Source organism: Chryseobacterium subflavum, from assembly GCF_055762745.1.
Map to the genome: position 1 here is coordinate 159,840 of NZ_JBVTMR010000006.1, position 13,580 is coordinate 173,419.

The following is a 13,580-nucleotide window of genomic DNA, read 5'->3' on the forward strand; positions in this document are numbered from 1 at the left end:
TTTTAGTTAAATCTTTCATAAAAAGTACTATTAAATTGTATTTAGTAATACTGAAAAACCTATTTTTGTTTAATTATAAAAATCAAAATGAAAAAATATCTTTTATTGTTTATCATTGCAATATTTGTAATGTCTTGCTCTAAAAAAGTTGAAGTAAAAGGAAAAATCACAGGTGGATCTCCATTGGAAAGAATAGAGTTCATTGAAGCTTCAGGAGTTGCTACATTACCGTTGGCAAACATTGGAGTGAAAAATGACGGAACATTCTCAGGGAGTTTTGAGGCTCCAAAAAACGGGATGTATCTTATTTCCTACGCCGGAAAACAAAATCTGGTATATCTAAAAGGAGGGCAAACACTTAACATTTCAGGTAGCGGAATGAATTTTCCGAATGATTATGTAATTACAGGTGATGCAAAAAAGAATAATGATTTCTTCACGGCAACTCAAAAATATCTTACCAATTACGCTCAAACAGTTAATATGAATGAGCTGATGATGAAAGATGAAAAGGGATTTCTGCAGGGTATTCAGAAAGTTGAAAAGGATATCAATAATAATATTGAGGAAAACGTTAAAAAATTTAGTCCTGACAGCGAGGTAGTGAATTGGAAGAAGAATGATCTTTCCAGCACTTTGTTGTCCATCATCAATCAGTATGAAATGAGACAAGGCCAAACGCCCGGAAATCCATCTTTTAAAGCCAGTAAGACTTTCACTGATTATGAAAATAAACTTCAGGAAAATAAGGATGTTATGATAAAGGAAAATCCTTACTACAGACAATACTTATTGGCTAAAATGAGTCCTGATTTTCAAAAATATGCTGAAGCCAACAGCAAAAATAAAACAGACATCACTACTTCTGAATTATTTGCTCAGTATTTAAAAACAAAAAAGGATATTTCTCAAACTACGAAAGACTATCTATTAGCATTTGTTATGGCTCAGTCTGATATCCATCCTGGATCACCGGCAAAGGTGACGGATAAAATCAAGAAGATTATTGATGAGGATATCAAAGATGCAACCATTAAAAACGACCTTAATAAGATTCAGATAGCTGTAAATGGGGTTAAAATCGGAGAAGTAGCGCCAGATGCCACTTTAATAAAGCAAGATGGAAAATCCTATAAGCTTTCTGAAAATAAAGGAAAACCTTATATGCTGTTTTTCTATGCTTCATGGAATCCGTATATCAGTGAAGCTGCTGTACCGGTACTAAAAGAAGTTGTTAATTTCTATAAATCAAAAATGAATTTTGTATTTGTAAATGTTGACGATACAAAAGATCAGTTTGTAAAAACAAGCAATTCTTTATTGAAAGGAATTCCAGGAACGAATGTTTATGGTGATGGGGGACTCAACTCTGATATTGCTAAAAAATACGGTGTTTATGGATTCAAGTTACCTTGTTTTGTAATTATTGATAAAGACGGTAAAATTGCCAGCAGATCTTTTGTAAATCTTGGAGAACCTGAATTGGTAACGATACTGGATAAATTAACCGGACTTTCTGCGCCAAAAGTTAATCCGAATGTACAATTACAACCTGGTTTGGGAGCTGATCCTTCTGCTCAGCAAGTAAATCCGCAACCTGCGAATCCTCAACCGGCTCCAACAAAATAGTAAACTTTAACATACATGAAAAACCTTGTCCTAGGATAAGGTTTTTTTTATTGTATTTTTGCAAAATGAAACCGTAAGGTTACATTAGAACAGATAGAAAAAATAGAAATTACGGATGAAAAAGAAGAAGAATATTATTCTTGAAAATATAAGATTAATAGCAGCCGGAGCAAAAGGAGTTGCCATAGGTAGAACGGAAGAAGGCAAAACGGTATTGGTTTCAGGAGCTATTCCGGGAGATGTGGTAAATGCAAGGGTGAAGAAATCGAAGTCTAAGTATTACGAAGCAGAGGCTGTAGAAGTTGTGGAAAGTTCTCCGTACAGAGTAGATCCAAAGTGTATTCATTTTGGTACTTGTGGAGGATGCAAGTGGCAAAATATGAGCTATGAAAAGCAACTGGATTTTAAACAGGAAGAGGTATATAATAATATTAAGAGAATAGGAGGAATAGAGAACTTTGAAACGTTGCCAATTCTGGGTGCTGAAGAGCAATATTATTATAGAAATAAAATGGAGTTTTCTTTTTCCAATGCAAGATGGCTTACTCAGTACGAAATCAGTTCCGAAGAAAATTTTGGAAATAAAGATGCTTTAGGATTTCATATTCCGGGAATGTGGAGCAAGATTTTAGACCTGAAAGAATGTTTTCTTCAAGAAGACCCGTCCAATGCAATTCGTTTAGCCGTAAAAAATTATGCTGTTGAAAATGGTTTGGACTTTTTTGATGTAAAAAATCAGGAAGGTTTTTTAAGAACTCTGATGATGAGGCAGAATTCCCAGGGAGAATGGATGGTCTTGTTTCAGTTATACAGGGAAGAAACTGAAAACAGAGAGAAGCTTTTTGAATTTTTATTGAGTCAGTTTCCACAGATCAAAACATTGGTGTATGCAATTAATCCAAAACAAAATGATTCGATTTACGATTTGGATATTAATGTTTACTCCGGAGAAGGATTTTTAATGGAAGAGATGGATGGGCTGAAATTTAAAATCGGGCCTAAATCTTTTTTTCAAACCAACTATAAGCAGGCATTAGAGTTATATAGAAAGACATTGGAATTTGCAGATCTGAAAGGAGATGAAGTAGTTTATGATCTCTATACGGGAACAGGTACTATTGCACAGTATGTGGCCAGAAAGGCGAAGCAGGTGATAGGTATAGAATCTGTTCAGGAGGCTATTGATGCAGCTATTGAACATGCTGAACTCAATGGTCTTACGAATTGTACATTCTATTGTGGGGATATGAAGAATGTCTTTAATGATGAATTTCTCGAAAATCATCCAAAGGCGGATGTGTTGATTACTGATCCTCCGAGAGACGGAATGCATCAGAAAGTGGTAGAACAAATATTAAAGCTTTCCCCTGAAAAAGTGGTTTATGTAAGCTGTAATTCAGCTACCCAGGCAAGAGATCTTGCGTTGATGAAAGATCAATATAAGGTTGTTAAGATATTACCTGTGGATATGTTTCCGCAAACCCACCATGTGGAGAATATTGCATTGCTGATAAAGAAATAATTTACCTAAATTTGAGTTTAAATATTATTATGAAATATTTTAAATTTCTCTTATTAACCCTGATGTTGGGAATGCTTTGCTCCTGTGGCGGAGATGATGATATCTGTGAGAGTGGTGAAGGTACGCCACGAATTAAAATTGCTTTTAAAAATGCAGATAATGACAAAATCATAACATTAGACTCTCTTTACGTAGCCGTAGATTATGGAAACGGAAAAGTGCAGTTGGGAAAACAGCAAAAAATAAGTTCAAGACTCATTCCATTAAGGGTTGACGACTCCCCTTATACAGACGTATATTTCCGGTTAGCGGACAAAGGGACTGAGTCAAAGGTAAGGATAAGTTATACCACTAAATCTACATATGTATCTCCAGGATGTGGATTGAAAAAAACATATGAAAACCTGAACTCTGATTCACCAACACCGAGCAATCCGGTAAAGAAAGTTGAAATAGGACAAAATAATATAGAGAATGAAGACAAAACTAATCTTTACCTTCTTTTTTAGCATAAGCCTGCTTGGATTTGCTCAGCAGAAAAAGTCTGTGGAAAAAAAAGAAAAATGGAAATATGAACCAAATTTTATGGTTGGTTTGGATCTTCTCAATACTGGGAGTGCCTTTTTTTCGGATAGAAAACTGTACCAAGGTTTTATATCTTCCAAAATAAACGGAAATGTACATGCAATTGCAGAAGCTGGTTTTGAAAAAAATGTATACCAGAAAAACGGATATGACGCTAAAGTGAATGGTCCATTTGTTAAGCTGGGAGCTTTTTACATGTTAGCCCAGGATCCGGAGAATGAGTTTAATGGTTTTTATGCCGGAGGAAAGGCAGCAGGATCATTTTATACTCAGGAGTATATGGCTGTGCCTGTCCGGGGGTTTGGAGGTAGTAATTCTTCTGTAGCTTTTCCGTCTTCTACCCAATCTTCTTATTGGCTTGAAGGAGTGATAGGAGGAAGAGTACAGTTATTTGAATCCAATTTTTATATTGATGTCAACCTCCAGCCTAAATATATGGTATTTACAACCAAACAGGACGATATACAGCCCATGATTGTCCCTGGATTTGGAAGGAGTTCGTCCAAATTCAATATGGGGTTCTCCTGGAATATAGCCTATAAATTTTAAAAATATCTGAACCTGAAGTTTTCTTCAGGTTTATTTTTTTAGCAGCAGATAAAGAGCTTCCAGTTCTTTTGGAGGTGCTCCGGCATCGAATCCGGAAGATTGATATATTTTCCCCTTATAGGTAATAATGATTACTGAAGATAAAGCACTATCCGAAAAGCGACCTGTTGTTGGAGCGGTATAGGAAGATAGTTTATCCAGATTCAATGAATTGGTTTGTTTTACAATGCTTGTCCATTGTGTATCATTTGATTTTGTGATCTTTGATTCTCCATTCAGATACGTTACTATAGAATCTGAGGTAAAAGTTATTTTTCTATCGGTACCTCGCGTTTGTTCTATTAATTCAATTTTTTCCAGATCGTTTTTCTGATTATTCTTTATAACATGCTTGTTTTCTGTGCTTTTTTGAGAGTGACAACTTCCAAAAATAGATGTTGTTATTGAGAATAATAATATGATAATTTTTTTCATTTTGTATTTTTTTATTTTATTTATTTAAATATAGTTAAATATAGTTAAATATATTAATCTAAACTGATATATTTGCGAATCTTATAGAAATTTATAGAATGAAAAAATCTACTACTTTGAAATTTCTTTTTTTATTACCTCTATTTGCTACGGTTGCTTTAAGCGCTCAGAGCAAAAATGGAGCTGTTAAAAAGAAAGCGGACTTTGTAAGCAAATCTTCTGAAGAACTTACACAATCCCATGGTTTTGAAAGATGCTCTACAGTAGAGTATGAGAACTATTTGCAGGCAAAATTCCCTGGCAGAATGAATGCTGACCAATTTGAAGCATGGTTGGCTCCATTGGTTCAAAATGCTAAAGCTAATAAATCCCAAAATGGTAATATAATTACAATTCCTGTTGTGGTGCATGTTATCCATAATGGTCAGAATCTGGGAGTTGCTCCTAATATAGTTGATGAGCAGGTTATTTCTCAAATTACCGTAATGAATAACGATTACCGTAGACTTGCGGGAACTCCTGGTTTTAATAATAATGCAGTGGGGGCAGACGTGCAAATCCAGTTTGCTTTGGCTAAGGTAGATCCAAATGGAAATCCTACGAATGGTATTGATAGAATTAACTTATGTCAGGCTTCATGGGCAAGAGCTGATATCGAAACTTTTGTAAAGCCTGCAACTATTTGGGATCCTACCAAATACATGAATATGTGGAGTGTGAAATTTAGTGATAATACCTTGTTAGGATATGCGCAGTTCCCTTCTTCGTCAGGACTACCTGGCTTGAATGTACAGGGAGGTGAAGCTTATTCAGATGGTGTTGTGGCTAATTATGCAACATTTGGAAGCAGCGATTATAATGTAAATAATACATTCCTTCTTGGGGCTCCTTATGATAAAGGGAGAACGATGACACATGAAGTAGGGCATTTCTTAGGTCTAAGACATATCTGGGGGGATGCAAATTGTGGTGATGATTTCTGTGCAGATACTCCTACAGCTCATACATCCAATTATACTTGTAATCCTGCAATCGCAAGTTGTACCAATCCTTCTGTATTCGAAATGGTTCAGAACTATATGGATTATACGAATGATACCTGTATGAATATCTTTACAATCAATCAAAAAGATAGAATTACTGCCGTAATGAATAATTCTCCAAGAAGAATGGAGCTGAAGACTTCAATTGCAGATCAGCCAATTCCTTTATTTCCAAATGATGCAGAAGTAAAGCTTGAAAGAGAATGTGCTACAGCAACCTGTGCTACTACAGCAGTTCAAAATCCAAAAATATCTTTATATAATAGAGGAACAAGCCCATTAACATCTGCGGTAATTACTTACTCTGTAAATGGTAATTCGAAAACATACAACTGGTCGGGAAATCTTGCTCAGGATAAATACCAGATAATTACACTACCAATGGATGCTAATGTATTAGGTGGTCAAATGAATATCAATGTAACATCAGTAAATGGTACTACGGATCAAAGAGCATCTAACAGTAATATCACAGTAAATTATCTGGGAGCTGTAGTGAGAGCTGACGCTAATGTTGTATTTAATCTTCAGTTGGATCAATATGGTTCTGAAACAAGCTGGACTTTAAAGAATAGCTCAGGGGCTACTGTGGAGAGTGGAGGTCCTTATACTGATTCATCAACGGGAGCTCTTCCTGCCCTGAAGACATTTAACTGGACCTTAAGTCCTGGTGAGTGTTATACATTAACAGTTAATGATGAATTTGGTGATGGATTCTATCCGTATGGAGGATATTACAATATTAAGTCTTTATCAGGAACAACCCTTCTTTCCGGATCTCATTTTGCTTCAACGCAAAGCAGATCTTTAAAAGTACAGGTACTGGGAACATCAGAATCTAACATTAAAAACAGTGGAATTCAAGTGTATCCTAATCCGGTAAATGATGTATTGAACATTACTAAAGTTTCCAATAAGGCCAATTTTGAAATTCATAATGCTGTTGGGCAACTTGTAAAGAGTGGTATTATAACCAACAATCAGATAAGAGTAGCTGAATTGGTGAAAGGCGCGTATGTCATTTCAATAAAAGATAATGCTGTTTCAGAAAGAATTAAGTTTATTAAAAAATAGATTCAATAGAACAATAGAAAATACCTCAGTTTACTGAGGTATTTTTTTTACTTATAATTTAACAATTGCTTTTGTGAATTATGATTTCCAATTGCTTTATAGGACTGATTTTATTATGGATTGAATGGTTTATTAAAAATTCAATAATATCCTGATATTTTCATTTAATAGTTTATAAGTATAAATAATTTTTTGATTTTATTGATGTTTTGTAGTATAAATATGTATTGGTTTCATATTTTTGTTTAACCAAATTTTTAAAAAGATATTAATTTATGAAAAAACTATTTTCTACTTTATTTTGTAGTTTAATTGGGGTTTCAGCTTTTGCGCAATGGACTCCAACTAAATTTGAAAGAAGTGACAAACTTGAATCCACTAATGTGAGAAATTACTATAAGCTGGATCTCGAGAAAATTAAAACACAACTTAGAGGTGCTCAGGAAATGGGTACTAATTCTAAACCGGTAGAGATTTTACTGCCTACTTTGAAAGGAAAGATCGAAAGATTTGCGGTGTATAGTTTCCCTGTAATGACAAAAGAATTTGCAGAGCAATACCAGCTGGGGTCTTATGTTGGGGTAAGCATGGATGATCCGGGTAAATATTTAAGATTTTCTGTGGCTCCTAATGATTTTCAGGCGATGATTATACAGGATGGGCAATACGAATTCATTGATGCTGTAAATGCTGATAAAACAGTATATGGTGTACATCCGAAAACAAAAAAAGAGGGAGCTTTTGTTTGTTCAACAAAAGAAAGTGCTGTTTCTCAGCAACAGATTAAAGAATTGTTGAAGGAAGGGAAATCCTTTGCCCATCAGCCTACTTCATTCTCTAAATCTTCTGATAAGAAATACAGAACGATGAGATTGGCTATGTCTGTGACCGGAGAATATACTCAGTATTTCGGAGGGGTTCCTCAGGCGCTTGCCCAGATTAATGCAACAATGACAAGGGTAAATGGTGTTTTTGAAAAAGATTTTGCTTTGCATTTAAATGTATTAAGTTATCCTGTTCTTATCTATGCAGATCCTGCAACAGACCCATATTCTCCTGCAGCTCAGATGGGGAACTGGAATTTACAGCTTCAAAATACACTGACTTCGGTGGTAGGCAATGCTAATTATGATATCGGACACTTATTTGGTGCTTCCGGAGGAGGAGGAAATGCAGGATGTATAGGATGTGTTTGTATAGATCCTACAACGGCAGAACCGGAAGGTAAAGGTTCCGGAATTACTTCACCTGCTAATAATGTTCCGCAGGGAGATTCTTTTGATATTGATTATGTTGCTCACGAAATGGGGCATCAGTTAGGTGGAAATCATACATTCTCGCACGGTCTTGAAGGAACAGGTGTCAATGTAGAGCCAGGTTCAGGGACCACTATTATGGGGTATGCCGGGATTACAGGTCCGAATACTGATGTTCAGCCTCATTCTGATGCATATTTTCATATTGCAACAATCAAACAGGTGCAGGCTAATTTAATAGCTAAAACCTGTGATGTGGAAACTACGGTTGCTAACAACCCTCCAGTAATTGCAGTTTTACCTACATATAATATTCCTAAAGGGACAGCATTCGTTTTAACAGCTTCTGCTACAGATGCTGAAAATGATCCCTTAACATATACCTGGGAAGAAATGGATAATGCAAGTGTTACCATTAATAAGAATAATCTGGGGACTACTACTACCGGAGCTTCATTCAGATCTGTAGTTCCTACGACAAGTCCTACAAGATATTTCCCTAAATTATCCTCGGTGTTATCAGGGGTTCTTAATAACTCAAATAACCAATGGGAATCTGTTTCCATGGTGCCAAGAACAACGAAATTTACAGTAACGGTAAGAGATAATAACCCTGCGGCTAATCAGCAGCAGACGCAATACGCCGATCAAACGATTATCGTGGGTAATACCGGTCCGTTTAAGGTTAATACTTTGTATCTTAACGGTGGCGGAGCTTCATCTTTAGAATGGGATGCTGCCAATACGACTGCGGCTCCTTATAGTGTTGCCAATGTGAAGATCGATTATACAACTGATAACGGGGCTACATGGACAGTGCTTGCTGCCACTACACCAAATGACGGTTCAGAAAACGTTACTTTACCTTCTGCTCTGAACGGACAAACTATTAAATTAAGAATTTCAGCAATAGGAAACGTTTTTTATGCCGTTAAATCAATCATGGTTACTACTCTTGCTCCTTGTACGAGTGCGGCACCAATTAATATTGTTGTTTCTAATATTACAGCAAATTCTGCGGATGTTGCGTGGCAGCCAGTTGTTGGAGCTACATATAAGCTTCGTTACAAGAAGGTGTCTGAAACAGTATGGACATCGGTGGATGTAACTACTCCTTATACTACATTGAATGGTTTGATAGATGGTACAGCTTATGAAGTACAGGTGGCTACTGTTTGTAGTGGTACAACAGGAACTTATTCAGCATCCACAAACTTCACAACACAAAATTTAGCATATTGTACTTCTTCTGCAAATGATTCTACATATGAGTATATTTCTAATGTAACGGTTGCTAATATAAACAATTCGTCTCTGGCAAGTTCTTATACCAACTATACAACTAACCCTGCTTTACAGATCAATTTGGTTAAAGGCAGTACTTATCCGATTTCTGTAACTATCGGTGATCCTGATACTGATGCAGTTGCAGCATGGATAGATTATAACAGAAATGGAGCGTTTGAAGACTCTGAAAAGGTTCTTAATTTCCCAGTAGCTGCTATATCTGCTCCTGTTACCGGATCATTTACAGTTCCACAGTCTGCGGTAACAGGCCAGGCTTTAAGAATGAGGGTTATCCTTCGTTATTCAACAAGTGCCGGGGCTTCATTGGGGGCGGCTAATACCTGCGGAACTTTTTCTTATGGAGAAGTTGAAGATTACAATGTGATGGTAACATCTAATCTCGGAACTTCAGAATCTTACGTCAAAAATGAAGGGATCCAGATCTATCCTAATCCGGCGAATGATGTGTTGAATATTACTAAGGTTTCCAACAAGGCAAATTTTGAGATTCATAATGCGGTTGGACAGCTTGTGAAAAGCGGTGTAATTACCAATAACCAGGTAAGGGTAGCTGAATTGTTGAAAGGAGCTTATATCATTTCAATAAAAGATAATACTATTTCAGAAAGTCTCAAGTTTATAAAAAAATAAATAATGAAAGGTGATTTTTATTTTTGAATATTATTAATAATAATCACTGAATTTGTTTAATTAATTTTATATTAAAATATTTAACCCCTATATTTTACAGTATAGGGGTTTTTGTATGGATGTTGGTTTTTTATGATTACCTGGTGATATAAAAGTCTTTTGTGTTAATTGTTGTTAAAATGATGTGTTTTGTATTTTTTTAAATATGATTTTTTATCTTTAAAAAATATGTTATTTTTTAACTAATTAGTTAGTCTTTTAGTTGTATTGAGTTTATCTGTATATTTATTGTGTTTTATGTAAAATATCTCTTCTATATTTTATATTTTTGTTAAATGTGAATTTAAAAATATATTAATTTATGAAGAAATTACTTACTATTTTGTTTTGTAGTTTAGTCGGTGGTTCTGCCGTTGCACAATGGACGCCAGCTGCTGCTAAACTAGATAACAAAAAAAGAGGTGGTGATGTAAAGGCTGTGGCTGTTGCATCTTATTTCAAATTGGATTTGAACCAATTAAGATCTCAATTGAAAAACGCGCAGGAAGCTGGGCGTAATGCTAAACCGGTTGTTGTTTCTATTCCGACACTGGATGGTAAGATTAAAAACTTTAATGTTTATAGTTTTCCTGTTGTGGTGAAAGAGCTTGCTGATCAATATGAATTAGGCTCATATGTAGGAACAGCAGTTGATGATCCTTCACAAAGTATCCGATTTTCTGTCGCTCCAAATGATTTCCAATCGATGTTATTCAATAATGGAAGTTATGAATTTGTAGAACCTGTAGACAAATCAACAGGATTATACTATGTGCATCCTAAAACAGCAAAAACAGGAGATAAAGCATTTGTATGTAGTACAGCAGAAGCTCCATCTTCCGTAAAGCAAATCGATGAATTGCTTAAAAAAGGCAAATCTGCATCAAGTCAGTTAGGCTTTACTAATAAAAGTTATGATAAGAAGTATAGAACACTAAGATTAGCAATGTCTGTTACAGGAGAGTATACCCAGTATTTTGGAGGAGTACCTCAGGCTCTTGCGCAAATTAATGCTACGATAACAAGAGTAAACTTTGTTTTTGAAAAAGATTTTGCTTTGCATTTAAATGTATTAAATTATCCGGCGCTTATTTATGCCGATCCTACGTCGGATCCATATGCTACAGTAACAAATGCCAATCAACCTCCATCTTCATGGAATACGTCTCTTAGAGATATACTGGCAACTAATGTTGGACAGGCTAATTATGATATAGGACATTTATTTGGCGCTTCCGGAGGAGGAGGAAATGCTGGTTGTATTGGTTGCGTTTGCCTTAACCCTGTAGGGACTACTTATGATCCTGTAGCGGGTTATGGGAAGGGGTCTGGTATTACTTCTCCTTTAACAGGGAGTGTAAATCCTAGTGCAGCAGCTCCGCCATCAGGGGATACGTTTGATATAGATTTTGTTGCTCACGAAATGGGACATCAATTAGGGGCAACTCATACCTTTGCTCATTCTTTAGAGAGTGCAGGAACAAATATGGAGCCAGGGTCAGGGTCTACCATTATGGGATATGCTGGTATCACCGGAGCTACTACTGATGTTCAGCCGCATTCTGATCCATATTTCCATATTGTAAGTATTGACCAGATTAATGAAAACCTGATTGATAAAACTTGTGATGTAGAAACTACAATTACCAATAATCCTCCTGTGATTGCAGATATGCCGGATTATAACATCCCTAAAGGAACTGCATTTGTATTAACGGCTTCTGCTACGGATGCAGAAAACGATCCTATGACGTATGCATGGGAAGAAATTGATAATGCCTCCGTTGAGATAGATAAAGATAACCTTGGGACAACAAGTAGTGGTGCCACTTTCAGATCTGTGAATCCAACCACAAGCCCAACCCGTTATTTTCCTAAATTAGAATCTGTATTAAATGGATATTTAGATAATAGCAATAATACATGGGAATCAGTTTCACAAGTTGCAAGAACTACTAATTTTGCCGTAACCGTAAGAGATAATAATACTAATCCTGCTCAACAACAATCAGATTATAATATTCAAACAGTTGTTGTTGGGAACAATGGTCCATTTAAGGTTAATACACAATATGCCAACGTCAATACTCCTACACCAATAGAGTGGGATGTTGCAGGTACTACAGCAGCTCCTTACAGTGTAGCAAACGTTAAAATTGATTATACAACAAATAACGGGACAACATGGACTGTGCTTTCTGCCTCAACACCTAATGACGGATCAGAATCTTATACGTTCCCGACTTCATTGAACGGGCAGGTGATTAAATTGAGAATTTCTGCTATCGGAAATATTTTCTATGCTGTGAAGCCTATTACTGTTGAAGCTTTTGCTCCTTGTGATGGTACGGCTCCTACCGGAATTACTACAAGTAATATTACAATTAACGGAGCAACGATCAGCTGGACTCCGGTAGCTAATGCAACATATAATATCCGTTATAGAAAAGTAGGGCAGGCTGTTTGGCAACAAACAACTTCTACTTCTCCAATAGTAACATTAACAGGATTAACAGATGGAACAGCTTACGAAGTGCAGATATCTGCAGTTTGTTCTGGAACTCCAGGTGCATATTCAGCTTCGACAAACTTTACCACTTCAGCTGTAACTTACTGTACTTCATCAAGTACAAGTGGACAAGTTAATTATATTTCCAATGTAACGTTGGGAACAGTAAATAATACTACTGTAGGAAGTTCATACTCAAACTTTACCACTAATGCTGCATTACAACCTACTTTGTTGCCTAATAGTACTAATTCAATAAGTGTTTCCGTTACTACAACAATCAGTGGTGCTTCAGTTAATGGTATGGCTGCATGGATTGATTATAATAAGAATGGGGTTTTTGAAGCTAATGAAAGAGTTTTAAATATGCCTGTGGTAGCATTACCGGTTGGAGCTACAGTTAAGACAGGAAACTTTACGGTGCCTGCAAGTGCTATGACTAATACTCCTTTAAGAATGAGAGTTGTTACTGTTCTGATAAATCCTGCAGGTATAGGCGCTACTATTCCAGATTCTTTTGCATGTGGAGGTTTCCCGAACGGAGAAGTTGAGGATTATAATGTGATCATTGCTTCTAATTTAGGAACTTCTGATACTGCTATTAAAAAGGATGGTATCCAGATATATCCTAATCCGGCAAGTGATGTGTTAAACATTACTAAAGTTTCTGATAAAGCTGCATATAAAATTTATAGTGCTGCGGGTCAGTTGGTAGACAGCGGGAATATCAATGGTGGAAAAATTAATGTTTCTGCTTTGATCAAAGGTGGCTATGTAATTACAATTGATGACAAAGGAAAAGATGTATTTACTTCCAAATTCATTAAAAAGTAAGATATTATTTTTATCAATAAAAAATCCTCAGGTAATCCTGGGGATTTTTTTATTTTGAACTTATAAAATATATTATTGTGAAATTTGTATAAAAAAAATGATTGTAGCCACAAATTAATAATGAAAAA

Annotated in this window: 8 protein-coding genes; 7 read left to right on the top strand and 1 reads right to left on the bottom strand. The window is 35.8% G+C overall.

Going from position 1 to position 13,580, the window contains the following annotated elements:
- Positions 1-87 precede the first annotated feature (87 nt).
- The 4 genes from AC0INN_RS20910 (at position 88) to AC0INN_RS20925 (ending at position 4,285) form a co-directional block, all read left to right on the top strand.
- A complete protein-coding gene (locus AC0INN_RS20910) occupies positions 88-1,629 on the top strand; it encodes a TlpA family protein disulfide reductase (RefSeq protein ID WP_172280745.1) in 1,542 nt (513 codons plus the stop codon).
- Positions 1,630-1,744: 115 nt separating this feature from the next.
- A complete protein-coding gene (gene rlmD, locus AC0INN_RS20915) occupies positions 1,745-3,151 on the top strand; it encodes a 23S rRNA (uracil(1939)-C(5))-methyltransferase RlmD (protein WP_273649648.1) in 1,407 nt (468 codons plus the stop codon).
- 29 nt (positions 3,152-3,180) lie between these two features.
- Positions 3,181-3,660 (top strand): DUF6452 family protein, encoded by a 480-nt coding sequence (locus tag AC0INN_RS20920; RefSeq protein ID WP_172280742.1) that lies wholly within the window; start codon positions 3,181-3,183, stop codon positions 3,658-3,660.
- A complete protein-coding gene (locus tag AC0INN_RS20925) occupies positions 3,626-4,285 on the top strand; it encodes a DUF6048 family protein (protein WP_273649644.1) in 660 nt (219 codons plus the stop codon). Before AC0INN_RS20920 ends, AC0INN_RS20925 begins: the two co-directional genes overlap by 35 nt.
- 30 nt (positions 4,286-4,315) lie before the next feature.
- On the opposite strand, the gene AC0INN_RS20930 is transcribed toward AC0INN_RS20925, so the two are convergent.
- Entirely contained in the window at positions 4,316-4,759 is a 444-nt protein-coding gene (locus AC0INN_RS20930) for a hypothetical protein (protein WP_273649642.1), read from the bottom strand.
- A 98-nt stretch (positions 4,760-4,857) separates the two neighbouring features.
- Between AC0INN_RS20930 and AC0INN_RS20935 the strand changes: the two genes are divergently transcribed.
- The 3 genes from AC0INN_RS20935 to AC0INN_RS20945 all read left to right on the top strand — a co-directional run bounded on the left by AC0INN_RS20935 (position 4,858) and on the right by AC0INN_RS20945 (position 13,452).
- Positions 4,858-6,876 (top strand): M43 family zinc metalloprotease, encoded by a 2,019-nt coding sequence (locus AC0INN_RS20935; RefSeq protein WP_273649640.1) that lies wholly within the window; start codon positions 4,858-4,860, stop codon positions 6,874-6,876.
- 275 nt (positions 6,877-7,151) lie between these two features.
- Positions 7,152-10,070: a reprolysin-like metallopeptidase gene (locus tag AC0INN_RS20940; protein ID WP_273649638.1), complete on the top strand. Its 2,919-nt coding sequence runs from the start codon at positions 7,152-7,154 to the stop codon at positions 10,068-10,070.
- 361 nt (positions 10,071-10,431) lie between these two features.
- The gene (locus AC0INN_RS20945) at positions 10,432-13,452 is read left to right on the top strand and encodes a reprolysin-like metallopeptidase (RefSeq protein WP_306614952.1); all 3,021 of its coding nucleotides are present in this window, start codon (positions 10,432-10,434) and stop codon (positions 13,450-13,452) included.
- Positions 13,453-13,580: the final 128 nt, after the last annotated feature.